The sequence below is a fragment of the Thalassotalea sp. LPB0316 genome, assembly GCF_014898095.1.
Classification (GTDB): Bacteria; Pseudomonadota; Gammaproteobacteria; order Enterobacterales; family Alteromonadaceae; genus Thalassotalea_G.
Genome location: NZ_CP062946.1, coordinates 1,053,906 through 1,079,439 on the forward strand (window position 1 = coordinate 1,053,906; position 25,534 = coordinate 1,079,439).

Genomic DNA, 25,534 nt, shown 5'->3' on the forward strand with positions numbered 1-25,534 from the left:
CAGAGATGAAAAAGTGGTTGGGATTTAGTCTTATTTTTATTGTTTGTTATCTTGCTTTCCTGTTAGCTACAGCACCGGCGAGTTTGATTTTAAATCAGGTGAAGTTACCCAGTAATGTGGTTATTCAAGGGGTCTCTGGCTCGATTTGGCACGCGAAAGCGAAAACGGTTTACGCGCAAAATGTGGTGATTCATCAAGTGAGTGCCAAACTTGATTGGCTTTCACTATTGAGTTTTAATCCGCGTCTTAATGTCAGTTTTGGCGACGACTTATTACCCGGCCCCGAAGGCTACTTAACGATGACTATGCAAGGTGGTTTGCTTCATATCGATAATGCCAACGCGATGTTATCGGCAGATATTATCGCACAGCAACTGCCTTTGCCGATTCCGATGACGGCTCAAGGTATCGTTGAATTAGATATCGTTAATTATCAGCAGGGTGCACCATTGTGCCAAGCACTCACGGGCCAAGTGACTTGGCGTCAAGCAAAAATCAATGCCTTAGATGAAAACGTTACCTTAGGTCGCATCAATGGTGACTTGAGATGTGATCAAGGTGCAATCGCGTTAGAGATCAAGCCAGATAATCAACTGGGGCTGTCATATAACGCTTTTGTTGGTGCAAACTTAAAAGTATCGGGCAATGGTTATTTGCAACCGGGTGATAACTTTCCAGCACAATTGCGCGGTGTTTTACCTTTCTTAGGTTCGCCAGATCGCCAAGGTCGCTATCGTTTAAGGCTGTAGCTTAAGATACGGGATTAGCGTTCACCTGATCTAATAATACTGAAAAATCATCAATAGCCGGAAACTGACTAATCTTCCGGCTATTTTTTTTGCTATCAGGATTGGCAACCGCGAGTAAATGCTTAATACCAAAGGTTTTGGCAGAGCGAAGGATCTCGAGGTTGTCATCGACAAATAAAGTACTCTCGCAATCAAATGGTTGCTTTGCTTGCAATCTTTGCCACAAGACTTGTTGCTCTTTGGTCGCGCCAAAATCGTGAGTTGAATAAAGCTTATCAAAATAGCGATCAAGCGACGTGCGTTCAATTTTTAACGACAGGCTTTGGGGATGAGCATTGGTCACTAAAATGACTTCGCGACCAGTATTTCGCAAGCTAGTAAGAAAGTCGTGAGCATCGTCACGCAATTGAATTAAGTGCTGTACTTCGCGTTTGAGTTCGGTAATCGGCAATTGCGTTTGTTCAGCCCAGTAGTCTAAGCAATACCAAGCGATAGTCCCCGATACTTGCTCATAGTGAGCGGTTAATTCAGTTTGGGCTTGTTCAAAGGAAATCTGCTTTTGCTCGGCATAGCGTTTGGGTAAATGTTCTAGCCAAAAATGATTGTCATAATGCAAATCGAGTATTGTGCCATCCATATCGAGTAACACAGTTTTGATTTCTGACCATTCAAGCATAGATTTATTCCTAAAAAACAATTTATGATAGACATTATATCGAACATGTTCATTGAGTGTGGCATATTCTTATAAGAACAGATCATTAGCTGGATGTTATGACGAAAAATAAAACACTGCCAACCATTACCGATACCGAACAACTTGTGCAAACACGGTTTTTCGCTGTTGAGCAACTCGCTCTGACTTTTTCTAATGGCGAGAAACGCCTTTATGAGCGAATGAAAGGGGGTGGCCGAGGTGCAGTTATGGTTGTGCCTTTTAAAGATCCTGAAACCGTTTATCTCGTTAGAGAGTATTGTGCAGGTACCCATAGCTATGAGCTAGGTTTTCCAAAAGGATTGATCGATCCGGGCGAGCTCGCTGAAGAATCGGCAAACCGAGAACTCAAAGAAGAAATTGGTTATGGTGCTAAAGCATTTGAACATATCCAGCAGGTCATGTTAGCGCCGGCATTTTTTAACGCTAAAATGGATATATTTATTGCCAATCAGCTTTATCCGGAGCAGTTAGTTGGCGATGAACCAGAGCCTTTAGAGTTAGTCGAGTGGCCGATTGCTGATTACCACGCTTTATTGGCACAACCCGATTTTAACGAAGCCAGAAGTATAGCCGCACTAATGCTCGTCGTTGATCGGCTAAGGGGGGCTAATGAGTAACGAAAAATACCTAACGATAGCCATTGAAACCGCGAAAAAAGCCGGCAAGGAAATCTTAGGCTACTACAACAAAGGCGACTTTACTGCAGAAATCAAAGATGACAATAGCCCGGTAACAAGTGCTGATATTGCGGCAAACAACACCATTATCGATTGTTTGAAGACATTAACGCCTGATATTCCTATTGTCTCGGAAGAAACCTCTGCTGCCGACATAGCTAAACGCAAGCATTGGACTAAATATTGGTTACTTGACCCGATTGATGGCACAGGCGAATTTATTTTGGGTAGTGGCGACTTTGCGGTAAATATTGCTTTAGTGGAAAATAATTGGCCAACCATTGGCGTGATCCACGCACCCGATCACCAATTAACTTATTTTAGTCAAAAAGGAGCTGGCGCCTATAAAGAAAACACGGAATCGGCAAAGCAAATTTTTGTTAATCCCTATCAAGTGGATAAACCAATCAAGGTGGCGATTAGCCGCCGCCAAGAGCTGAGCTTGATGGGCCAATATTTAAATAAAGCCTACAATTATGAATATGTCGCCTTAGGTAGTTGCTCACTAAAAAACTGCCTGATTGCAGAAGGTGGTGCCGATTGCTACTTGCGCATAGGCCCTACGGGTGAATGGGATACCGGTGCTAGCCAAAGTATTTTAGAAGAAGCCGGTGGTACCATTGTTAGTAGTAACTTTGAGTCGCTTAGCTATAATCAGCGTGACACCCTAATGAATCCCGATTTTATTGGTTTAGGCGATCAACAATTTCCATGGCGTGACATCGTAATCCCACATGTTGCTAGCCGAAAATTATAAGGACATATGATGCGTTTAAAATTTGTTATGACGAAGTTAATAACGACAAGCTTGTTTATTTCCCACTTATTTTTTGCCAATACGGCTTTGGCTAACTGGCAGGTAGATCAAGATAAATCTGATTTGCACTTTGTTTCGGTAAAGAAAAATACCATAGGTGAAGTGCACCATTTTGACCAGTTTTCAGGTATGGTTTCAACTCAAGGCGATGTTAAATTTGACGTTGCACTGGCAAGTGTTAATACCGGCATTGCTATTCGCGATGAGCGTATGCAGGTGTTTTTATTCGAAACAGATAAGTTTAGCCAAGCGAGCTTTAGCGGTAAGGTTGATGCTAAAGCATTAGCTAATCTGACTGCAGGTGGTGCAGGCAAGCTAGCACTGAGTGGTGAGTTGTCGCTACACGGTCAGTCACAAGCGTTTAATCTGATGGTCAACGTAGTTAAGTTAAATAACGGTGATCTGATGGTCAGCAATATAGCGCCTATGGTGATCCAAGCAGAGCAGTTCGCGCTCACCAATGGCATCCTCAAATTGCAGGAGCTAGCCGGTCTGCCAAGCATAAGTACTGTGGTACCCGTTAACTTTAGTTTTTACCTGAGTAACCTGAACTAGTCACTTATTTTATTACTGCGCTTGCGCTTGAATTTGCTGGTATTTATCAGCTGGCACTATATTAACGGTTTCGTGCAGTTGCGAATAAACTAGAATCGCCGTTTTGTCCTTGAGTTGTCGCTTTACCGCGGCAACTTTCTCTTCGAGGCTAACATCGTATAAGCCATAGTCGGTGCCTTCTTGTAATACGTGAGCTTCAACGATGTTATTGAGGATATCTTCTGATAACGTCTCTAATGGAATGATCATAAATGTTCCGATAAAAAGGCTGGAATGCGTTGCTCTAACCAAAAAATAGGTTTTAAAGGATTATTACCACTAATAAAACCGACATGCCCGCCTTTTTTACTGACTTCAAAGCGAATGTTTTTCGGCAGGTTTTCAGGGATATCAACAATATCGCGATGGCTTAAAAACGGGTCGTCTTGCGCGTGGATGATTAAACAAGGCTTGGTGATTTTGGCCAAAAATTGCTTGCCACTTGATTGTTGATAGTAATCTATTGCGTTTTTAAAGCCGTTAATCGGGCCGGTGACATAATCGTCAAATTGCCAAATCGAACGCAGTGATTTTATTTTATCGACACAAAGTTCGGGTAATTTTTTTGCTTGCACTTTCGCTATAGTGCTGTTTTTAAGCATGTTGAGTAGATAGTTCTCGTAGACTTTGGAAAAACCACTACTGATACGCTTGCTGCAACTTGCTAAATCAAGTGGTGCACAAATAACACTTGCTGCCTTATATGGCGAGCAATTGGTTTCTCCCAAGTATTTTACCGTGACATTACCGCCGAGCGAAAAGCCAATAAGTGCTTTTGGGTTCAATGGGTAAGTTTGTCCAAGCCACTGACTAAAGCTATGAATGTCTTTAGTATCGCCACTGTGGTACGAAGCGCCGAAACGATTTTGCTGCTCGCCACAGCCGCGAAAATGCATCAGGACACCGTGCCAACCTTTGGCAGCAATGGCTTGCAGCATCCCTTTGGCGTAATGGCTGTCTTTTGACCCTTCAAGGCCATGTAAAATAACAATAATCGGCGTGTTGGACTGAACTGCAGGTTTACTAGTCCAGGCGAGCTCGACAAAGTCGCCATCTGGCGTGGGAAACTGTTCGCTGATCAATGAAATTTGCTGATGGCGTTTGAAATACTTCGCTAACATAGTTTGGCTATGGGCGTTGGGTAGCCACCATGCGGGCTTAAATTGACTAGCTGAAATCACAATCGGTAATGTTGGAATAATGTTGATCAGTGTTGTCGATATTATCTAGTAATTTGGCGGGCTTAAACAAGTAAAATTACTCATCTAGACCAATTGATTAATAAATAATCCCTTGCGTGCTTCCTCTTCTTTTTTGGTGGTAATCGTTGTTTGCAGTAACGTATCGAGCTTAGCTTGCTCACTAACTGCTTGTGCGATATCAGTATCTAAAATTCTCGAACGCGAATCTGAAAGATTTACGACAGATGTTTGATAAGTAGACACTTGGCTAGCCAAAGCATTGCTTGCTGCGCCGGTTTCACTTGCCGAGGTTGACACTGTTGATAGCGCCGATTCAATGGCCGCTTGGCTCGCGGCAGGATCGCTGGCATCTAAGCCAGTTAAAAAGTCGTCTTGGCCGAGCGCTTCACTGGCAAGGGCATTTACCTCGTTTGCTATTTGGCTAAACTCGTCCTGTATCGCACCTTGATCGGCGAGGGGATTGCCTGCTTGAACGGCGAGCACACTGGCGCGTTGCAAGCTATCGGTAATCGAAGAAAACTGAGCGCTTTGGACATTGTTGAGGTTGATTTGATCTTGTGCGTTAACACTTAACTGGGTGTTACCATTAATCTGGCTTGTTAAGCGATTGGTAATTTGCAGGCCGGCAGGGTCGTCGGCAGCGTCGTTAATTCGCTTACCTGAGGCGAGTTGCTCTTGCTTTTCATCTTTCTTCTCAGTTAAGCGATTAAGCGTGTTAATGCTTGAAGAAGAGGTGTTGATTGTTAATGGCATCATTAGCTCCTGCGACAACAAATGTTTAGTCGTGCTATTGAGTATAGCAAAAGTGTTGTCGCACGTAGCTGATGAGTAGGTTGCTTAACCTAAGTTACTAATAACTAAAACAGTTGTATGTTTATTAATTGTTTTCTTCAATGTTTTTCATGAAGAAATAAACGTAGTAAGCACAAATTAACAAGACAATTGCTAAACCGCCGAAAGAAAATAAAACGACAGGATCATTTAATAGCATTTGAAAAAAGTTCATGAGAAAGCTCCTTATTTACTAACTACAAACATTGTAAATAAGGAGCAAATTAAGAAGTGTGATACAGATCAAATAGTCGTGAATAAGGTGCTAAATATTCTATAGTGCGCGCTGGGCTTTTAGCTCTTGTTGGTGCTTGATCTGGCGGCGCTTACGCTCAACATCTTCACGTACTTGCTTGATTTGGCTTTCATTGAGCTGGCGTTGATCCATTTCGGCACTGGTTATTGCATCTTTATAGCCACTATGTGCGGCCATTAAATTCCAGAAATAAGACATTTTTACATCGCGTGGTACGCCTTTGCCCTCGTAGTACATCAAGGCTAAATTAAATTGAGCTAACACGTAGTTTTCATTGGCTGCTTGCTCATACCACCAAACCGCTTTAGCTTCGTTTTTACGCACGCCTTCACCGTTGGCGTACATCACACCTAAATTAAATTTAGCAGCGACTAAGCCTTTGTTGGCGGCGCGCTCCATTAATTTAAATGCGGTGGTTAGATCTTTTTGGGTCATTTTCCCTTCAGAGTACATCAATGACAGCTGAAACAATGAATCAGGGTAGTTTTGTTCTGCAGCTAAGGTGAATAACTCAAAGGCCTTACCCGCATCTTTTGGTACTCCCCAGCCATTGAGGTATATTTCCCCCATCTGATGCTGTGCAGGCGCATAGCCTTCAGCAACCAAGGGCTCAAATTCAGCAATTGCTTGGTGAAATTGACCTTTGTTGAGTTTTGATACGCCGGCCTCATAATCGGCAGCGTGCAGTGGGCTTGTTACCATAGCGAGTAACAGCAATGATTTTATAAGTGTTTTCATAATCAGCCTCGACAGCTAGTTTCTTGTTGTTAGTTTAGCAAGTGTTTGCTAAATACACCGAATTTGTTTGTAAATCCTTATGTCCCAGACATGATGTCTTCAATTTGCTCGGCGAGTTCTAGCCACAGCATTTCGTGCTCTTCTATATCGGCTTTTAAACTTGCTTGTTGTTTTAGTAGTTTACTGAGTTTTTCTTTATTTTCAGCATTATAGAGAGAAGTGTCGCTTAGTGATAGCTCTATTTCGGCTAATTCATTTTGCCACTTTTGGGTCTCTTTCTCGAGCTTGTCGGCCTGCTTTTTCAGCGGTGCTGCTTGTTGTCTTAACTGGGCTTGAGCTTGGCGCTGGGCTTTTTTATCAACACTAACTGACGTTTCTTTTTTATTGCTTTGTAGCGCCGTTTTTTTATCGTCGTTCAACCATTGTTGATAATCATCAATATCGCCTGAAAAAGGCGCTGCTTGACCATTGGCGACAATATAGAACTCGTCGACACACGATTCTAATAAATAGCGATCATGCGCTATCAGGATAATCGCACCATTAAATTCTTGTAGGGCTAAAACCAATGCTTGACGCATCTCTAAATCTAAATGGTTGGTTGGCTCATCGAGCAACAAAAGTTGCGGTTTTTCAAGCACAATTAGCGCTAATACCAAGCGGGCTTTTTCACCGCCAGACATGGTGGCGACATCGCTAAGTGCTTGCTCGCCTTGAAAACCAAAACTGCCTAAATGGGTTCTCGCTTGTAATTCCGTCATATCTTTGTGAACGCGCAAAATATGCTCAACACCATTGGAACCGTGATGAAGTTGCTCAAGTTGATGCTGAGAAAAGTAACCAATTTTGAGCTCTTGTGCCTGATGACGAGTACCACAAAGGATTGGAATATCACCGGCAAGTGACTTAATTAGTGTTGACTTACCTGCGCCGTTTCGGCCGAGTAAACCAATTCGGCTGCCTGGAACTAAGGTTAACTTAGCCTTCTCGATGATCACAGTATCGCTACCATAGCCGCAGTCAGCTTCGTCAATCGACAATAACGGATAGGGCATGTGGTCAGGTTGTTTGAAATGAAAAGTAAACTGACTATCGACATGTGCCGGTGCCAAGTCAGGCAGTTTTTGTAAACGTTTTAAGCGACTTTGCGCCTGTTTGGCTTTACTGGCTTTAGCGCGAAAACGATCAACAAATGCTGTGAGGTGAGCAACTTCTTTTTGTTGTTTTTGATATTGCGCTTCTTGCTGCGCTAATTGCTCAGCACGTTGGCGCTCAAAACTCGTGTAATTACCTGCGTATAATTTGGCTTTTTGATGCTCGAAGTGAAGAATTTGGCCAACAACATCGTCGAGAAAATCACGATCGTGGGAAATTAACACCAAAGTACCATCAAAGCGTTTTAGCCAGCGTTGTAGCCAAATAACGGCATCTAAATCCAAGTGGTTTGTCGGCTCGTCGAGTAGCAAAAGATCAGCACGTGAAATGAGTGCTTGGGCTAAGTTTAGCCGCATCCGCCAACCACCTGAAAAGTCTTTAACCGGTGTCGCAAGTTGATGCTGTTCAAACCCTAAACCATGGAGTAATTCGCCAGCTCTTGCTGGCAAGCTATAACCGTTAATCGTATCGATTTGATTGATGATTAACGCTTCTTTACTGCCGTTGTTGAGTTCACGCGCTTGGGCTAATTCGTTTTCAAGTTGACGAAATTCAACATCGCCGTCGATAACATAATCGAGTGCTGATTGCTCTAGCGCTGGGGTTTCTTGTTTAACTGTTGCTATTTTCCACTGGCTTGGCAGCGTAAGATCGCCAGCTTCTGGTTGTAGTTGACCCAAAAGTGCAGCAAAAAATGAGGATTTACCACAGCCATTAGCGCCAACTAAGCCAACCTTGTGTTTTGGGTGGATAGTGAAGCTTGCATCGGTGATCAGATTTTTGGTACCGCGATCAAGCGTGAGTTGGCTAGCATTAATCAATGGATTTCCTTAAAAAAGCTATTTCAATTGGTATTAATACTATTGTCGCTTTTACCCGTAGGGTTATTCAAGGTAAAATCGACACTCTGGCAAATTAATTACCAGTTTCAAAAGACGAAAGAGACAATTGTGAAAAAACGATTTATTGCAGGCGCCATCTGCCCAAAATGTAAAGCGATGGACACCATGGCTTTAACCAAAGAAAACAATATTGAAAAAGTAACGTGTGTCAGTTGCGGAGAGCAAATGGTGCAGCCTGAAGCACACGTAGAAAAAGCAACCCGTGAAAATGAGCAAATGATCGGTATTTTTACGCCAGAGTAGCGAAAAAATCGCCACTGCCGAACGGTGGTATCGGGGATCTCCCAAAGGCGACTCAGGCTTAAATAACTCGTCATTCCCGAATGTTGTTATCGGGAATCTGCTGAAAGTGGCGAAAGGCTATTGATTAGAAAGAAAATCGAGGCTAATCTCATCCAGCTTTCCAGCTTTCCAGCTTTCCAGCTTTCCAGCTTTCCAACCTTCCAACCTTCCAACTTTCAAACATACCAAGATTAATAATGTGGCGGTGGTGGCTCGTCTTCTGGGCGCGCCATAATACTACTGTTGCTATTCGACTTAATCCGCTGAGCAATGAGTTTCATATGCTCTTTTAACTCTGCAATATCTTTCTGATGTACGGCAAGCTCATGATTTAATTGCTCTATTACATCATCTTGAAACGCGTTACGCGCTTCTAAAGCATCAATTCGCGCTTCGAGCTGCGCTATGTGGTCTAAGTGGTTGGTCATTAGGTGTATGTTCGTCTGTGAGTGGCAGCGCTTAGGGTTCAAATAACCAGCGTTCTGCATAGCCTGCCGAGCTTTCGGTAATAATCACATTATTATCGCTAAAAGCGGCGGCGTAAACAACAGCGCCAGCTGGGCGAATGTCTTTTCTCGGCGTTACTCGCCATGAGCTCAATCGCTTACCACTAGCGATATCCCAAACACTTACCTTGCGCGAAGGCGCACCAGTAAGTAACTGCTTACCATCAGGGGAGAAGCTAATAGTACTAAAGATCTCTTGGCGGTTAGTATATTTCAATGAGCTGATTTTCTCGCCGGTTTTTAAGTCCCAAATATGGGCATCTTTTTTACTATCTGCGCTAAAAGCAAAGCGACCTTTTGGATCTAGTGCCACTTTCGTCACGCGTGAAGGATGATTGAAACGATAAATAACTTGGCCTGATAGTGTGTCCCAGACATAAGCAACAAAGTCATTTGAGCCCGACATAGCGACACGACCATTAGGTAGCATGTCTACCGAGTTGATTTTTTCTTGATGGCCTAAAAACTCTAGGCGACGACCGCTTGCAAGCGTAATGTGGACAACTTTATTGTTCGATTGGCCAACCAATAGATAGTTACCATTGTTGGCAATGGCAACGTCGCGAATATTAGATTCACTAATCTGCCAAAAGCCTTCAGATTGCCCGGTGGCTAAGTTCCAAAGCGAAAAGTTCTCCCGGCTTGCGGTGATTGCATGTGAATTATTGTCGGCAATATCAATGGCTAACACGAGGTTGTCACTAGAGTTTTGCTGTTGTGACCAAGTGTACTTTAACGCGTTGTTTTTAAGATCCCAGACACTAATGCCATGATGGATTGATGAGACAACAGACAGCGAAGCATCGTTTGAGATGTCTGCGTCATAAGCGCCTTCAACAGCGTGTTGCCATTGAGTGAGTGGCTGCTTGTTAACATCTTGGCAGGCGAGTAAAAGTGATGAAATAATCACCAGTTTTAATGTTCTGAAACACTTATTGCGAAAGCACAACATATTAATACTTTTTTATCCTTTTGTTTCTCGTTAGTATAAGGTGTTTTTCACTATATAGATCAAGATATTTATCGTGATACTTGAGGAATTTCTTCAAGCAAGCGGTTTAAACGGAGAATTCGATGAAATTATTAAAACCTACCCTAGTTGCGGTAGCTCTTGTATCAGTTTTAGGCTGTCAGCAGGAAGCAAAGCAAGAAGCACCTGCTAAAGTTGTGCTAGAAACTGAAATTCAAAAACAAGCTTACGGCTTAGGTGCGTCAATCGGTATGTACATGGAGCGTAACTTAGAAGAGCACCAACGTTTAGGCTTAGCGCTTGATAAGCAGTTGATCATCGATGGTTTTGTTGAAAGCATCAATGGCGAGTCACAAATCGCAAAAGAAGATATTCAAGGTTTGTTAATGGCTTTAGACCAAGAAATGAAAGCCAAGCAAACAGAAATGGCACAAGTTGAAGCGGAAAAGAGCTTAGCAGAAGGCCAAAAATACTTAGATGAAAATGCTAAGCGCGAGGGCGTTCAAGTAACTGATTCTGGTATTCAGTACGAAGTGTTAGTCGCAGCAGAAGGTGATAAGCCGCTAGCAGAAGATACCGTTGTAGTGCACTACAAAGGTACTTTCTTAAACGGTGAAACGTTTGATAGCTCATACGAGCGAGGCCAACCAGCGGTATTCCCATTAAATCGCGTCATTCCAGGTTGGACTGAAGGTGTGCAATTAATGTCAGTTGGTTCTAAGTACAAGTTTACAATTCCTTCAGACTTAGCATACGGCCCACAAGGTAACCCACCGCGTATCCCGGGTAACTCAGTATTAGAGTTTGAAATTGAATTATTAGAAATCCAAAAAGCACAAGCGCCTGTTGAAGTAGGTGCAGGCGAATAATTATTTATTCTTAAGCTAGAGTTAAAAGCCAGTCATCGACTGGCTTTTTTGTCTCTGCAGGATAGTCTAGAGGCTTTGCGCTAAGATATTGGCCAAGCGCTGAGCTGCTTTTTGTACTTGCTGTTCAGCAATCGCTACGTGTTTATCTTGATAAGTCTTATCAATAACTACCGATTTGTCATTGGTTTGGCATTCACCATTGTTGGTATGGCAGTAATTAAACGATTCACTTCTCACTAGTGCAAAACTTTCATCAGCCCATTGCCAAACAAATTCAGCCCGCCACGGTGAGGCTAAGTCATAGTTTAAGTTGTCGCTAAGTTGTTGCGCATACGCTGATATTGAAAGTTTCTTGCTCATGATCAGGCACTCGTCCCAATACCAATGTAGATTTTTACACCTGCCTGCCGGTAGCGAGCTATCGTATTTTACTCGCGTTTTGTTACCACCTAGATCACTGGCGAAACTAACGTGCAAAGGTTGGTGTAAATCTGCTAGCCAGTGACTTAAAAATAGCGCGGCTTGCGCTCTTTCTAAACTCGTTTGACTCGTCATTAATTTCTTTTGGTGATGGATAATACCTTTGGCAACACAGTTTTGTTGGCAGTCGTCAGCCGTGATTTTCTGATCGTCGCGGCTGGTATTTAAATAATGCCAAGGTTTGTATTTATCATATTTCTTAAAACGTTTAATTTTGTCTGGCCAATTACAGGCTTGGGCAAAAGTAACGGGTTTATGACCGCGAACAAGTAATTGCTTTTCGTGCTGTGGCAATGCTTGTACTAAATCATTTAATTGCAGTTGTTGGGTTTTGGGCAAAGCATCAAAGGCCATCTGGCAAACCAGTTCATGGCCATAGCCACCAAAAGCTATCGCTTTGTTGGCTAACATTAAAGATATAACAATGAGTATTATTTTTTCATAGCTGACTCTTATGGGCAAGGGTATGGGCGTGTTGCTCCCAATTTTGACCGTCAAACTTAACTATGGTCATTTTTTTAGGCTGTGAATCTAAACAACGAACGTTAACATCGACACCATCAGGGTTTGAGCGAGGAATATAAAATGGCTTAATACCACAGTGTTTACAAAAGGTGTGCTTGGCTACGCCAGTATTAAACGTATATGTGGTGATGTCATCTTGACCGGTTAACAACGTGAAGTGTTGCTTTGGTACAATAAGGTGCAAAAAGCCGACTTTATTACACATCGAGCAATTGCAATCTTCCACTTCAATTTCTTCTGGCGCTTCAACTTCAAAGGTCACGGCTTTACAGTGACAGCTTCCTTGGTATTTCATGATAGTGACTTGTCTTGGGGATCCCAAAGTGATTATTTGAAAGATATCGGCAAAAAGCAATGGCTAAAATTGCTTCAAGCTTAATGATGAGGAAAAAGGAGGAAAAGATAGGGAAATAAAAAGGCCTTACAAAAGTAAGGCCCGAAATGCTCGCTGTGTGGTCTAGTTATAATCTAGCTTCTTGTTTGTTGTTCTTTACTAGCGCAGATATTTTATAACAAAGCGTTTTCTGCATAGCAACAAGTTTATTAGAGCATTTATACCACGACTGTTTTCGTACGAAAGTCAATGGCGCTCTAGGCTAGCGCACGGTTACTGGTTAACCACTAGGGCGGTAAAAAATTAATTTACCTAGCTTTTGACCTGCCTCATAGCACTTAGATTTAGACAATGATAGAATGCGCCCCATAAAATTTTAGAGAGCTAGATCTTAATGACTGAATTAAAAAACGATACGTATTTGCGCGCGTTGTTGCGTGAACCTGTTGATTACACGCCAGTTTGGATGATGCGCCAAGCAGGTCGCTATTTACCAGAATACAAAGCAACCCGTGCGCAAGCAGGTGATTTTATGTCACTATGTCGCAATACCGAGTTGGCAACTGAAGTGACTATTCAGCCATTAAGACGTTTCGATTTAGACGCAGCGATTTTATTTAGCGATATTTTAACTATTCCTGATGCTATGGGCTTAGGCTTGTACTTTGAAACGGGTGAAGGGCCAAAATTTGAACGTCCAATTACCTGCAAAGCTGACGTTGATAAAATTGGCTTGCCAGATCCAGAAGGTGAGCTTAAATACGTAATGGACGCAGTGCGCTCAATTCGCAAAGCCTTAGATGGCAAAGTACCGTTAATTGGTTTCTCTGGTAGCCCATGGACACTAGCGACCTATATGGTTGAAGGTGGCAGTTCAAAAGCCTTCACTAAAATTAAAAAGATGATGTTTGCCGAGCCGCAAACGTTACATTTGTTATTAGACAAGTTAGCTGATTCAGTCATTGAGTACTTAAACGCGCAAATTGCTGCTGGTGCTCAATCAGTCATGGTGTTTGATACTTGGGGTGGCGTGTTATCTCCACGTGATTACAACGACTTTTCACTGCAATACATGGCGAAAATTGTCGACGGCTTAAAGCGTGAAAACGAGGGCCGTAAAGTGCCAGTGACGTTATTCACTAAAAACGGCGGCATGTGGTTAGAGAAAATTGCTGCCACTGGCTGTGATGGTGTTGGTCTAGATTGGACAATCGATATTGAAAATGCAGTCGCGCGTGTAGGTGATAAAGTGGCATTACAGGGCAATATGGATCCGTCAATGCTTTACGCACCGAAAGAGCGTATAGAACAAGAAGTGGCGAAAATATTAGCCGGCTTTGGTGACAAAGGTACTGGCCATGTCTTTAACTTAGGTCATGGTATTCACCCTGATGTGAATCCAGAACACGCCGGTCATTTCATTGAAGCGGTACATCGTTTAAGTAAGCCGTATCACAAGTAAGTTTTACGGCTAAGTCAGTTAACTTACTGAGATAAATGTAAATGGGGTCAACGCGATAAACGCTGACCCCATTTTTTGTTGCTTGCTAACCACTTGTAGTAAAGGGGAGGGTTAGCGAGCGACAACTTACCGTTATGCTACGTTCGATTCCATAGTCATCAACGAAGCGTTACCACCAGCTGCTGTTGTATCAACCGTAATAGTTTTTTCCGTCACTAATCGATGCACTAAACCTTGGTTCGTATAGGCGGTGATTAATGGCAAAATAGCGCCTGCACGAGCAGCTATTGCTTCGCCAGCAAACGGTTTTAATTGTGAGCCGTTATCAACTACTGCACCGGCCAATTCAGGTGCTGCTAATACGTTGGCAACTTGGTTTAATTCAACAAAATCAAACGCGCCATGGGTAATGCCAATTTGTTTTAATAACTTGGCAATCGTCTGTGTTTCTTGGCTAAACATTGGGTCAACCACCGCAATTACACAGTTACCTGTTGCTAACGCACTAACCAGTGAAGTTAACCAGAAGCTAAATGGCGTGTCTTTGCAACGTAAACAAGCGAGCGTGCCGCGGGCTTCAAGGTGCAAGGTGTTTGATTCACCCGTTGGTCCTGGCAACTGTGTTGGCTTGGCTAAGGTTTTTTCAATAAACGCTAATTGTTGATGGCTTGCGCTTAACGCTTGCTCAATTTCTTGGTCTTGCGCCAAAATCACTTTGTTTGAAGCAAGTTGTGCAAGTAATTGGCGTAAAATCGACGTTCGGCTGTTTAATGAGCTAAATTGCCAAGCAAGTTCAGCGTATTTCGCCTGATTAACCATTGCCCATGTTTTGCTTGCGCTAGTTTGGTCGATTTGGAATAACTCCGTTAATTGTGCTTTATCAGCATCGCTGATTTCAACGCTAACTGACGGTAAGTTATCTTTCACTAAGCGCGTTAAGTACATTGGGCCACCTGCTTTCGGGCCAGTACCCGATAACCCGCGTCCACCAAATGGTTGTACGCCAACAACGGCACCAATCATGTTGCGGTTAACGTAAACATTACCCGCACGTGAGCGAGCTGCTAAGTATTCACTTTTCGCTTCGATACGCGTGTGAATACCCATGGTTAAGCCAAAACCTGTACCATTAATTTGATCGATTACTTGCTCCAGTTCGTGGGCTTTGTAGCGAATCACGTGAACACAAGGGCCAAACACTTCTTTGTGTAAAACCGATAGATTATCGATTTCATAGAGGCGCGGTACAAAGAAGTTGTGGTCGACATCGTCGCCAAGTTTTGGCGCGTCACAGGCGTAGTGTAAGGTTCCGCGAGTTTCTAAATACTCAACGTGTTCATTCAGTGCACTTAAGGCTTTTTTATCGATTACTGGGCCAACATCGGTTGAGAAAAATGCTGGGTCGCCAACCGTCAACTCTGCCATCGCGCCTTTGATCATCTCGATAATTTTATCAGCAACGTCATCTTGTAAAAATAAAACGCGCAATGCCGAACAGCGTTGACCAGCACTTTGGAAACCTGAGGCGACTACGTCATCAACCACTTGTTCAGGTAAAGCCGTTGAATCAACAACCATACAGTTTTGACCGCCTGTTTCAGCGATTAATGGCACCGGGTCGCCGTGGCGCTCAGCAAGTTTACGTGAAATCCAGCTACCTGTTTCAGTTGAACCGGTAAACATGACCGCTTGAATGCGCTCGTCTGGCACAATGTTCTCACCAACGACACGACCACGGGCAATCACTGGCTCTACAACACTTGCTGGCAATCCACATTCATGCATTAATTCAATGGTGCGCAGGGCAACTAAACTCGTTTGCTCAGCAGGTTTCGCGACCACTGTGTTACCAACGACAATTGCGGCAGCAACTTGACCTAAGAAAATCGCTAGTGGGAAGTTCCACGGGCTAATACACAGTACTACACCGCGGGCGACAAACTTTTCATCTTGCATCAGCTCTTGTGCTTTAGCCGCGTAGTAGCGACAAAAATCTACCGCTTCACGTACTTCAGCGACACCATCAGGAATGGTTTTTCCGGCTTCTTTGGTACAAAGTGCGATAAGCTCGTCAATGTGCTCTTCAAGTTTATCTGCTGTTTTATTTAAAATCTCAGCGCGATCTGCTACCGAGGTTTTCGACCAACTCGCAAAGGCGTTGTCAGCGCGTTCAACTAATGCCTTCATTTCTTGTTCATTGGCGTGCTTAATGTAACCAATAATTTCACCATTATTGGCTGGGTTAGTCACTGGCTCGGCACCGTCAACTGCTTCAGTAGCTTTTAATTGCTCAACCGTTGCGTTCATCTTGTCGCGCATTTTAGTCACGGCATCAACGTCGGTTAAATCAATACCTTTTGAGTTAGCGCGCTCGCTACCGTATAACTCAACTGATTGAGGGATTTGTGGGTTGTACTTATTAATCCAGCCTTTAACGGTATCAACCGGATCAGCCAGTAAAGATTCAACTGGAATAGTTTCATCAACGATATTGTTAACGAAAGAGCTGTTGGCACCGTTTTCTAATAGACGACGAACGAGGTAAGCGAGGAGATCTGAATGTTCACCAACTGGCGCGTATACGCGACAAGGAACATTTTTACCTGTGACAACTTGGTCAAATAAAGATTCACCCATACCGTGTAAGCGTTGGAATTCAAAGCCTTCAAGATCTTTTGCCATCTCTAAAATAGTGGCAACGGTATAGGCGTTATGGGTCGCAAATTGCGGGTAGATGGTGTCGCGGTAGCTCAAGAGCTTTTTCGCACAAGCTTGGTATGACACGTCAGTTGACGGTTTGCGAGAAAATACTGGGAAATCGTTGTAACCTTCTACTTGGCTATCTTTAATCTCGCTATCCCAGTACGCGCCTTTTACTAGGCGCACCATCATTTGACGGCCAACTTTTTGGGTTAATTCTCGAACCCACTCAATGACAAATAAGCCGCGTTTTTGATAGGCCTGTACGGCGATACCAAAACCGTCCCAGCCATCTAAATCACTGTCGGTAAATACGGCTTCAATGATATCGAGGGAAATATCTAAGCGGTTTGCTTCTTCAGCATCAACGGTAAAGCCAATGTTGTATGCTTTGGCAGCTAGGGCGAGTTTTTTCAAACGAGGAATTAATTCATTGATCACGCGTTCGCGATGCGAGAATTCATACTTAGGGTGGATCGCCGATAGTTTAATTGAAATCCCTGGGCTTTTTTGCGGGCCTTTGTTTTGTGCCGCTCTACCGATGGCATCAATTGCCGTCATGTAGCTGTCGAAGTAGCGGTCGGCATCTTTCATAGTGCGCGCGCCTTCACCTAGCATATCGTAAGAATAGGTGTAACCTTTTGCTTCAGTTTCACGGGCGCGTTCTATTGCACCATCAATGGTGTGACCCATAACAAATTGAGTACCCATGATTTTCATTGCAAAACGCACAGCCTTGCGAATGACTGGCTCACCTAAGCGGCCAACGGTGCGTTTTAACAGGTTAAATTGCAGCTTTTTCTTCTCATCTGAATAGTTAACTAGTTTGCCAGTAAACAACAGACCCCATGATGAAGCGTTTACAAACAACGAGTCACTATTGCCAATATGTGAGCTCCAGTCGCCATTGGCGAGCTTATCACGAATTAGGCTGTCAGCTGTTGATTTATCGGGTACACGCAATAAGGCTTCGGCTAAACACATCAACACGACACCTTCTTCAGTAGAAAGTGAGAACTCGTTTAATAAGGCATCAACACCACCTTTACCTACTTGGTCGATTCGGATGTTTTCAACCAAAATACGGGCGTAATCCCATGCTCTTGATTTTGCGTCTACTGAAATTTCAGCAATAGGCAGTAAATTTTCAAGTACTTTGTTTTCGTCGGCGCGATAGTGATCGCGAATGGTTTGACGAATTTGGCTAGTCGCCGTTAGTGAACCTTCAAATAACATAAATTTACCTGTTTTTGTGCAATAAAACGTAAAAAAATTGATACCGCATTTTAATGAAATAGATACAGAATGTGTTGGTTTATTCTCGATTTTTACGGTATTTTGTACGGTATAAATAAAATAACACCGTAGAAAGTACTGAATATATGAGTGATAAATCACGGCCACTTGATCGTATCGATCTAACAATTTTAGACACTTTGCAAAAAGATGGTCGAATTTCGAACGTAGAATTAGCGAAAAAAGTCAACTTAAGTGCTAGTCCCTGCTTAGAGCGAGTGAAGCGATTAGAAAATGAAGGTTATATTGAGCGTTACGGCGCGTTTTTGTCGGCTGCGATGCTCAAATATGGCATGACGGCATTTATTCAAGTGACCTTAGATAGAACGACAGCTGATGTCTTTAATCATTTTCGCGATGAGGTTGTTAAAATTAAAGAAGTCGCTGAATGTCATATGGTAGCCGGTGGTTTTGATTACTTACTCAAACTGCGCTTTGAAAATATGGCCGCCTATCGCGAGGTGCTCGGCATTATTGTTGAGCTACCTGCAGTTTCACAAACGCACACCTATGTTGTGATGGAAGAAGTGAAGAAAGATGCCGGGATCCCGATTACCCTCAGAACTCAGCAAAAGCCTAGTAAAGCTAGCGTTTTGTCTCGAGCACCTATATAGTGCCTATGATCAATTAAGGATTTAAAAACAATGCACAAAAGAACAATTTTCGCTGCAACATTGGCAGCACTTTTTTCTCTTACTGCTTGCACTGAAAAGTCTTCACAACCACAGCAAGTAGAAGTTAACCCTGAAAATATTAAAGCACATATTACTTTTCTTGCTGACGACACGTTAAAAGGTCGTGATACCGGTAGTGAAGGATATCAAATTGCCGCAAATTACGTGAAATCACACTTTAAGCAAATGGGCTTAAAACCTCGTGGTGAATTTGACAGTTATGAGCAGCAAGTGACGTTCCGCAAAGCATTTTTAGAGCCGGAATCAGCGAAGATGATCGTTGAAAATGCTGGTCAAACGACTGAAATCACTATGCCTGACCAGTTTTTCATCTCAGGTTCAGCGCTCCACACTGACTCAATGGTAACAGCAGAAACGGTATTTGTTGGCTACGGCGTGGTATCTGAAGAATTTGGTTATAACGATTACCAAGATTTAGACGTTGAAGGAAAAATTGTTGTTGCGTTAACTGGTCGCCCTGCTGATTTACCATCAGAAGAAGGTGCCCACATTGGTTCAGGTAGCGAGAAAGTTCGTCATGCTGCGGAGCGCGGTGCAGTAGGTTATATCACGTTACATACACCGAAACGCGATAAAGTGCGCGCGTATGCCACTTCGGCAAAATACGCTAATGGTCCGCGTTACAGCTGGTTAGATAACAATGGCAAGCCATATGGCAAATTTGACGAGATCAAAGGCGGTGGTTACTTGCACTTTGATCACGCCGACGCGCTATTTGAGGGTGCCTCTATGACAGCCGAGCAAGTCTTTAGCGCAGATTCAGCCGATGAAAAAATCAGTGGTTTTGCATTGAATGCCAAAGTTACCCTAGCAGCCAAAACTCGCCATGAAGAGATTACGAGCCCGAATCTGATTGGAGTACTAGAAGGTAGTGATCCAACATTAAAAGATGAATTTGTCGTCTTTAGTGCCCACTTAGATCACATTGGTATGTCTAGCCACGGCGATCACGAAGATAACATTAACAATGGTGCGTTAGACAATGCTTCAGGTGTTTCAATTTTATTAGAAACGGCACGTATGCTGTCGATGCAAGCAGAAAAACCAAAGCGCTCAGTATTGTTTGTTGTTGTAACAGGTGAAGAGAAAGGCTTATTGGGCTCTAGTTACTTTGCGCAAAACCCTACGGTACCTGTGATGAACATGGTGGCTAACGTGAACTTAGATATGCCGTTAATCTTATACCCATTTGCCGACGTTATCGCTTTTGGTTCAACGCACTCAACTTTAGGGCCTATTGTTGAACGCGCGGCGGCTAAAATTGATATTAGTTTAAGTGAAGACCCAATGCCTGAACAGGCGTTGTTTACTCGCAGTGACCACTATAGTTTCGTAAAAGCTGGTATTCCGTCAGTTTTCTTAATGACCGGCTTTCAATCAAAAGATCCAAACGTCAATGGTGGTGAAATCTTTAAAGACTTCTTGAAAAACCACTACCACCAACACAGTGATCAAACTGATCTGCCGATCCGTTACGATGTCGCGGCCGAATTTGCCAAGGTGAATATGATGATTGGTTTAGAGATTGCGAATCAACAAGATAGACCTAAATGGAATGACGGTGACTTCTTCGGAAAAACCTTTGCCCAGTAGTGTGTTTTAATTACAAGCAAAGTTGATTTATTAAGAAGCGTTTAGTGCAAACTAAGCGCTTTTTTTATGTTATATCGAGCTAGGTAAATATTTAATTTTCTTGGTATAACGCCTTTGAATAGATTTGAGTTCAAGATACACTGAGAAAAATTTTGCCAGAGATAATAATAATGAATGCGCAGCAGTATGCCGAACAAGCCAATGGCTCTTTTGCTCTCCCCGACGCCTGCTTTAAAGTGAAAGCCTTAATGGAAGATGAATCGTCAGTTATTGAAGATTTTGCCAATGTTATTAGCGTTGATCCCTCAATGACTTCGCGGTTATTAAAAATAGCGAATAGTGCGGTTTATAGTTTTAGTGGTGAAATTAGTACGATTTCACGCGCCATCACCATTATTGGTACGCAAGCTATCTACAATATGATGTTAGTTGATGTCGCGGCGAGTGCCTTTAAGCACTTTGAAAACCAAGCGATAGATCTCAAGCGCTTTTGGCGCAGTTCAGTGTATTGTGCCTTGGTGTCAAAAAATTTAGCAGTTAAAGCGGGTATTCGCGATATCGAGCGTTTATTCGTTGCCGGTTTATTGCAAAACTTTGGTGAGTTAATTGTTGCCAAGGAAACCCCTGAAATTGCTCAAAAAGCGGAAAAGTATACGCAGAAGGCGCTTCCATGGGCAATCCAGCGACACTATCTCGGTTTTACTTATACGGATATAACCGCAGAGTTATTATCAATGTGGCAAATTCCAGAAAAAATTATTCTGCCGATTCGCCATTTCAATCAAGCAAAGGATATTCAAATTAATAAGGATGTAAAGGTACTGTACCTTGCGTCACGCCTAGCTTTAGTTGATAGTCACCCGGAAATCTACCCCTATGATGAAACGGTTGACGAGCAAATGTGTAAAGCCTTAGGGGTGACTAATGACGATCTTGATCAAGCTGCCCAATATGCAGCAAATGAAGCACAAGAGATCTTAAATATTATGAATGCTAAATTCTTTTAACGATTTTCACCCATGAATGAAGTGGTAATAAAGCAATTTATTATCACTTTTTTGTTAAGCAAATATTTCTTTTTTGAGTAAAAACTTCTTTAATTTCAAGGTGGTTATCCCGGTTACTCGTGTAGTTGCACCGAATTCTATACAGTTTGGCTAGAAACTATACAGCTCGGGGGCAGACAGCGCTTTAAATCCTTGCTAGCATCATTGACCTCAAAACGATAAATGAGCGTGTCGAACCTTACAAAAACAATAATCTTGAAAGCTCAACATGCCAGACTCAAAAATAATTATTACAATGAAGGAAATCTATGAGCGCAAACAGAGAACATTTTAGCTCGCGTATAGGCTTTATTTTAGCTGCTGCGGGCTCAGCAGTTGGTATCGGTAATCTGGTTGGTTTTCCCGTCAACGCGGCAAAAAATGGCGGCGGCGCATTCTTGCTAATCTACGCGATTTTTGTCTTCTTAATCTGCTTACCCGTGATGATGGCTGAAATGGCGATGGGCCGTAAGTCGCAAAAAGAGCCCGTTGGTGCCTTTAAATCACTAGGAGGCGAGAGCAAGCTTTGGACCTTTGCCGGTTTGCTAGGTGTGATCACGCCGTTTATGATCGGGGTGTTTTACATGGTGATAACCGTGTGGCTATTTGGTTACTTGGTCATGATCATCGGCGGCGATCTAGAATATCTGGCTAATCCAGCCTCATTTGGTGCATTTATTAATAGTGGCTGGGTCTTTTTAGCCTTAGCTGTTGTCGCTGGTATTGTAAACTTTATTTTATTAGCTGGGGTAAAAGACGGTATTGAGAAGGCCGCAAAAATACTGATGCCTTCTTTATTTATGATGTTGGTAGCCTTGGTTATTTTTGTTTTATTTCAAGATAACGCCATGGCTGGTGTTGAATTCTTTATTGTCCCTGAGTTTGATAAGATCACACCGTCAGTTGTTAATGGTGCCTTGTCACAAGCTTTTTTCTCGTTATCACTTGGCATGGGTATCTTAATTACCTATGGCTCATACATTGATAGACGTACCGATATTGTTGGCTCGGCAAAACTTGTCGCGATTACTGATACAGCAGTTGCTTTTACTGCGGGTTTAATGATCCTACCAGCTGTATTCTCATTTAATCCAGACGTAAATCCTGCAGAATTGAGTGATAGTTCAGTAAGTTTAATCTTTACTTTCTTACCGAAAATTTTCTTAGCGTTACAAGTTTCTATCGGTTATGTCGGGGCTAGTATTGTTGCTGGCGCGTTTTTCTTACTGGTATTTTTCGCTGCGATCACATCACTCGTGTCGATTATCGAAGTACCTGTGTCTTACATGGTAACAGAGAAGAATTTTAGCCGTAAAAAATCGCTAGTTGTTTTACTTGCAACGGCTGGTTTGTTAACGCTATGTGCAACCGTATCATTTGGTATGGTAGCGTTCTTTACTGAATTTACGACATACGCTAATGGCCCTAAATCACTCTTTGATGTGATTTACGACATCTTCTACGACACAATTTTACCACTTAACGGTTTACTCGTGTGTTTGTTTGTAAGTTACCGCTGGAAGAAAGCGAAGTTGAGTGAAGAATTAGCCGAAGGGTGCCAAGATTACCGTGGCTCATTAGGTGAAAAATACATTAATTTTGCTTTGAGTACGTTTATTCCAGTTATTTTACTTGGTATTTTCCTCAACACAGTCGCTGTTAAGTTCTTTGGCACTAGCTTATTTGGCTTCTAGTCGCTTGATTGATATAAGTTCTAACTGAATTTAAAGCCGTGCAATGTTATGATTGCGCGGCTTTTTTCTTGGTGTACGTATTATAATGATTGAATTTATCCGCTGGCACGACTTATCGCAAACGCAACGCCTGTTTCACGGTCGAGGGCATGCTTATCAAGGCTACGAACATGTTAATGTTGATTGGTTCGCCCCCGTTGCCTTGATTACCTTGTACAAGGAAGAAGATGCTAGCTTCTTGATGCCGATAGCTCACTATCTGATGACCAACCTCAGTGGCTGCCAGTCGGTTCAGGTTCAATATCGCTGTCGTCCTATGGCACCACGCAAGGTGTTGCTAGGTGAAGATATAACTGAAACTGTTGTGCAAGAGCACACTCGAAAATATCAAGTTCGCTTTGGCCGTTCGCAAAACCATGGTCTGTTTTTGGATATGGTTAATGGTCGCGATTGGCTCGCGCAACACGCTCGACATAAAAAAGTACTGAACTTGTTTTCTTATACCTGTGCGTTTTCTGTTGCGGCTATTCAAGGTGGTGCAAGCGAGGTGGTAAACGTCGATTTAAGTAAGGCGTCACTGGCTGTTGGCCGCGAGAATCACAAGCTCAATCAGCAAGATTTAACTAAGGTTAAGTTCCAAGGTATTGATATTTTTAAATCCTTTGGTCGGTTAAAAAAGCTCGGGCCGTTTGATATTTTGGTGTGTGATCCGCCGTCGTTTCAAAAGGGCAGTGTTAATATTCAACGCGACTACGGTAAAATTATTCGTCGATTACCTGATTTTATGGCGTCAGGTGCAGATTTATTGCTGTGTTTAAACTCTCCCGATCTCGACGAAGCGTTTTTAAAAGCACAAGTTGCGGAGCATTGCTCGGATTGTCAATTTATCGAACAGCTAGATAACCCTGAGGTGTTTAAAGAAGCACATCAGGGCAAAGGCTTGAAAGTTTTACACTATAAATTTAAACCGAGTTCAGTGTAGTTACTGAAGTACCACGCGAGCCGCTAGAGTGATCAGCACAGCACCGGTGACTTTATCGACAATATGGCTGTTGTTTTTTAACGTGGTAATGATGTTGCCACGGGTAAGGGCGAATGTAACTAAACAATACCAAGTCGCGTCGATTAGCCCTACGGTACTCGTCATGATAATTTTTTGCTCAATACTGGCGTTAGCATCGATAAACTGGCTAAATAAGGCGATAAAAAATATCGCTAGCTTGGGGTTTAAAAAGGCGATTAAAAAACCATCTCGCCAACCGTTCACCTCAAGGTTTTGATCAATTGCCTCGTCTTTTACTACCCGTTTACTGGCAAGTAGCGCCTTAACACCTAAATAAACGAGAAACGCTGCACCGCCATATTGCAAGATTGAAAATAGTACTGGCAAATTGACGATTAACAAGCCTAAGCCGGCGATACAAGCCGCAGCATAAATAGCAACACCTAAACCGTGGCTAATCGCTGTTGCGTAACCTTGTTTGGCACCACCAGCAATGGTGTTTTTGATGACCAATGCCAAGCTTGGCCCAGGCGATAACGCACCTAACAAACAGACAACAACTAATGATAGCCACAAGTGAAATTCCATTATTTTTCGCTCTCAATTACTTTTATAAAACTGGCAAATCTTGGCATATCTCGTGACGTTTTACCAAAGTATTTGTAAATAATCTGGCTACCGATGGGCGGTGGTGAGCGGCGCTCGTCATTGGAAAAACCGCTGCCGATTTTAAATATTTTACCGCTTGCGTCTTGGACTTTTAAAGCGCCTAGCATGCCTTGGAATTTGCCATTGCCCGGCAGATGTTCAACAACCATCGCAGTTTCGGTATCGAAAGGCTTTAATTTGAGTAAGTGATCGACCCGCTTAGCTTGGTATTTCGCTGATTCAAGGTGGAGCATTAGCCCTTCACCCTGTTGTTCAATAACTTGATTAAAAGCGCTAATCAATGCCTGTTGATTGGCTACCTTAAATTGTTTCACACACCGGATGGTGGTGTGCTGTAGCTGCCGACAAAGCTGACGCATAGCGTTAACCCGCTCGCTAAACTCACCGCCGTGCTCAGGTAAATCAAATAAGTAAAAACGGATGTTTTGCCAGCATGGCTTGATAGCGGAACTTCGAATACAGCCACTGGTGAAATCAAACTGATTGCGTCCGAGCCAAAGCTCGCCATCTAGAGCGATTGGCGGCCAACCTTGAGTGTAGTTTTTAGGTGTTTGTATTTGATGTCCTTGACGAGTTTGCAGGCTGTAGCCATTCCAATAGCCTCGGACACCGTCGAGTTTTTCACTGACATAATAGCGACTGATATCTTGTGGTGGCGTGGTTAAGGCACTGGCATGTTGAAGCGCTGGTAGCTGATTGGCGTGGCTGAGGGTTGTGATCAGCAATAATAGGGCAATTACCCATAGATTTATTTGTTTTTTCATTTGAACA

26 protein-coding genes are annotated in these 25,534 nt (G+C 42.9%); 12 read left to right on the plus strand and 14 right to left on the minus strand.

All coding sequences use genetic code 11. From position 1 onward, the window contains the following. Nucleotides 1-5 precede the first annotated feature (5 nt). Nucleotides 6-749: a type II secretion system protein N gene (locus LP316_RS04665; protein WP_193022918.1), complete on the plus strand. Its 744-nt coding sequence runs from the start codon at nucleotides 6-8 to the stop codon at nucleotides 747-749. Nucleotide 750: 1 nt separating this feature from the next. On the opposite strand, the gene yrfG is transcribed toward LP316_RS04665, so the two are convergent. Further along, nucleotides 751-1,425, minus strand: a complete 675-nt coding sequence (gene yrfG / locus LP316_RS04670) for a GMP/IMP nucleotidase (RefSeq protein WP_193022919.1) — start codon at nucleotides 1,423-1,425, stop codon at nucleotides 751-753. 98 nt (nucleotides 1,426-1,523) lie between these two features. Here yrfG and nudE point away from each other — a divergent pair, with 98 nt between their 5' ends. The 3 genes from nudE to LP316_RS04685 are packed head-to-tail and all read left to right on the plus strand — an operon-like array spanning nucleotide 1,524 to nucleotide 3,516. Next, nucleotides 1,524-2,084, plus strand: a complete 561-nt coding sequence (gene nudE, locus LP316_RS04675) for an ADP compounds hydrolase NudE (RefSeq protein WP_193022920.1) — start codon at nucleotides 1,524-1,526, stop codon at nucleotides 2,082-2,084. Next, the gene (cysQ, locus tag LP316_RS04680) at nucleotides 2,077-2,901 is read left to right on the plus strand and encodes a 3'(2'),5'-bisphosphate nucleotidase CysQ (protein WP_193022921.1); all 825 of its coding nucleotides are present in this window, start codon (nucleotides 2,077-2,079) and stop codon (nucleotides 2,899-2,901) included. The genes nudE and cysQ overlap by 8 nt, the downstream gene beginning before the upstream one ends. A 27-nt stretch (nucleotides 2,902-2,928) precedes the next feature. Next, nucleotides 2,929-3,516, plus strand: coding sequence for a YceI family protein (locus tag LP316_RS04685; RefSeq protein WP_193022922.1), 588 nt, complete (start codon nucleotides 2,929-2,931; stop codon nucleotides 3,514-3,516). A 12-nt stretch (nucleotides 3,517-3,528) separates the two neighbouring features. On the opposite strand, the gene LP316_RS04690 is transcribed toward LP316_RS04685, so the two are convergent. From LP316_RS04690 to LP316_RS04710, 6 genes are all read right to left on the minus strand, one after another. Continuing rightward, nucleotides 3,529-3,765, minus strand: coding sequence for a YheU family protein (locus tag LP316_RS04690; RefSeq protein ID WP_193022923.1), 237 nt, complete (start codon nucleotides 3,763-3,765; stop codon nucleotides 3,529-3,531). After that, nucleotides 3,762-4,736 (minus strand): hydrolase, encoded by a 975-nt coding sequence (locus tag LP316_RS04695; protein WP_193022924.1) that lies wholly within the window; start codon nucleotides 4,734-4,736, stop codon nucleotides 3,762-3,764. Before LP316_RS04695 ends, LP316_RS04690 begins: the two co-directional genes overlap by 4 nt. Nucleotides 4,737-4,820: 84 nt before the next feature. Beyond that, entirely contained in the window at nucleotides 4,821-5,510 is a 690-nt protein-coding gene (locus LP316_RS04700; RefSeq protein ID WP_193022925.1) for a flagellin, read from the minus strand. Nucleotides 5,511-5,634: 124 nt separating this feature from the next. After that, the gene (locus LP316_RS16065) at nucleotides 5,635-5,763 is read right to left on the minus strand and encodes a hypothetical protein (RefSeq protein ID WP_264298966.1); all 129 of its coding nucleotides are present in this window, start codon (nucleotides 5,761-5,763) and stop codon (nucleotides 5,635-5,637) included. 99 nt (nucleotides 5,764-5,862) lie between these two features. Beyond that, nucleotides 5,863-6,582 carry a tetratricopeptide repeat protein gene (locus LP316_RS04705; RefSeq protein WP_193022926.1) on the minus strand — a complete coding sequence of 240 codons (720 nt, stop codon included), beginning with the start codon at nucleotides 6,580-6,582 and terminating at the stop codon, nucleotides 5,863-5,865. Nucleotides 6,583-6,659: 77 nt separating this feature from the next. Further along, the gene (locus LP316_RS04710; protein ID WP_193022927.1) at nucleotides 6,660-8,558 is read right to left on the minus strand and encodes an ATP-binding cassette domain-containing protein; all 1,899 of its coding nucleotides are present in this window, start codon (nucleotides 8,556-8,558) and stop codon (nucleotides 6,660-6,662) included. A gap of 129 nt (nucleotides 8,559-8,687) precedes the next feature. Between LP316_RS04710 and LP316_RS04715 the strand changes: the two genes are divergently transcribed. After that, a complete protein-coding gene (locus tag LP316_RS04715) occupies nucleotides 8,688-8,882 on the plus strand; it encodes a YheV family putative zinc ribbon protein (RefSeq protein ID WP_193022928.1) in 195 nt (64 codons plus the stop codon). 230 nt (nucleotides 8,883-9,112) lie between these two features. On the opposite strand, the gene LP316_RS04720 is transcribed toward LP316_RS04715, so the two are convergent. Beyond that, complete coding sequence (locus LP316_RS04720) at nucleotides 9,113-9,349, minus strand: SlyX family protein (protein ID WP_193022929.1); 237 nt, start codon at nucleotides 9,347-9,349, stop codon at nucleotides 9,113-9,115. Nucleotides 9,350-9,380: 31 nt separating this feature from the next. After that, entirely contained in the window at nucleotides 9,381-10,379 is a 999-nt protein-coding gene (locus LP316_RS04725) for a WD40 repeat domain-containing protein (RefSeq protein ID WP_193022930.1), read from the minus strand. 122 nt (nucleotides 10,380-10,501) lie between these two features. Here LP316_RS04725 and LP316_RS04730 point away from each other — a divergent pair, with 122 nt between their 5' ends. Continuing rightward, on the plus strand, nucleotides 10,502-11,266 hold the full coding sequence (locus LP316_RS04730) for an FKBP-type peptidyl-prolyl cis-trans isomerase (protein ID WP_193022931.1): 765 nt from the start codon (nucleotides 10,502-10,504) through the stop codon (nucleotides 11,264-11,266). A 66-nt stretch (nucleotides 11,267-11,332) separates the two neighbouring features. On the opposite strand, the gene LP316_RS04735 is transcribed toward LP316_RS04730, so the two are convergent. Both LP316_RS04735 and LP316_RS04740 read right to left on the minus strand, forming a co-directional pair. Further along, nucleotides 11,333-12,157 carry a S1/P1 nuclease gene (locus LP316_RS04735; protein ID WP_193022932.1) on the minus strand — a complete coding sequence of 275 codons (825 nt, stop codon included), beginning with the start codon at nucleotides 12,155-12,157 and terminating at the stop codon, nucleotides 11,333-11,335. A gap of 28 nt (nucleotides 12,158-12,185) precedes the next feature. Next, nucleotides 12,186-12,566, minus strand: coding sequence for a GFA family protein (locus LP316_RS04740; protein ID WP_193022933.1), 381 nt, complete (start codon nucleotides 12,564-12,566; stop codon nucleotides 12,186-12,188). A gap of 433 nt (nucleotides 12,567-12,999) precedes the next feature. On the opposite strand from LP316_RS04740, the gene hemE reads away from it, so the two are divergent. Continuing rightward, nucleotides 13,000-14,067: a uroporphyrinogen decarboxylase gene (gene hemE / locus LP316_RS04745; protein WP_193022934.1), complete on the plus strand. Its 1,068-nt coding sequence runs from the start codon at nucleotides 13,000-13,002 to the stop codon at nucleotides 14,065-14,067. A gap of 132 nt (nucleotides 14,068-14,199) precedes the next feature. Here the strand turns inward: hemE and putA are convergent, their stop codons facing one another. After that, nucleotides 14,200-18,003: a bifunctional proline dehydrogenase/L-glutamate gamma-semialdehyde dehydrogenase PutA gene (putA, locus tag LP316_RS04750; protein ID WP_193022935.1), complete on the minus strand. Its 3,804-nt coding sequence runs from the start codon at nucleotides 18,001-18,003 to the stop codon at nucleotides 14,200-14,202. Nucleotides 18,004-18,149: 146 nt separating this feature from the next. Between putA and LP316_RS04755 the strand changes: the two genes are divergently transcribed. The 5 genes from LP316_RS04755 (at nucleotide 18,150) to LP316_RS04775 (ending at nucleotide 24,073) form a co-directional block, all read left to right on the plus strand. Beyond that, nucleotides 18,150-18,677, plus strand: a complete 528-nt coding sequence (locus tag LP316_RS04755) for a winged helix-turn-helix transcriptional regulator (RefSeq protein WP_193022936.1) — start codon at nucleotides 18,150-18,152, stop codon at nucleotides 18,675-18,677. Nucleotides 18,678-18,707: 30 nt separating this feature from the next. After that, a complete protein-coding gene (locus LP316_RS04760; protein ID WP_193022937.1) occupies nucleotides 18,708-20,351 on the plus strand; it encodes a M28 family metallopeptidase in 1,644 nt (547 codons plus the stop codon). Between the two features lie 170 nt (nucleotides 20,352-20,521). Continuing rightward, nucleotides 20,522-21,358, plus strand: a complete 837-nt coding sequence (locus LP316_RS04765; RefSeq protein ID WP_193022938.1) for an HDOD domain-containing protein — start codon at nucleotides 20,522-20,524, stop codon at nucleotides 21,356-21,358. Between the two features lie 308 nt (nucleotides 21,359-21,666). Further along, complete coding sequence (locus LP316_RS04770; RefSeq protein WP_193022939.1) at nucleotides 21,667-23,091, plus strand: sodium-dependent transporter; 1,425 nt, start codon at nucleotides 21,667-21,669, stop codon at nucleotides 23,089-23,091. An 85-nt stretch (nucleotides 23,092-23,176) separates the two neighbouring features. Beyond that, the gene (locus LP316_RS04775; RefSeq protein ID WP_193022940.1) at nucleotides 23,177-24,073 is read left to right on the plus strand and encodes a class I SAM-dependent methyltransferase; all 897 of its coding nucleotides are present in this window, start codon (nucleotides 23,177-23,179) and stop codon (nucleotides 24,071-24,073) included. On the opposite strand, the gene LP316_RS04780 is transcribed toward LP316_RS04775, so the two are convergent. After that, nucleotides 24,074-24,682 carry a LysE family translocator gene (locus LP316_RS04780; RefSeq protein ID WP_193022941.1) on the minus strand — a complete coding sequence of 203 codons (609 nt, stop codon included), beginning with the start codon at nucleotides 24,680-24,682 and terminating at the stop codon, nucleotides 24,074-24,076. Beyond that, entirely contained in the window at nucleotides 24,682-25,527 is an 846-nt protein-coding gene (locus LP316_RS04785) for a DNA ligase (RefSeq protein WP_193022942.1), read from the minus strand. The genes LP316_RS04780 and LP316_RS04785 overlap by 1 nt, the downstream gene beginning before the upstream one ends. Nucleotides 25,528-25,534: the final 7 nt, after the last annotated feature.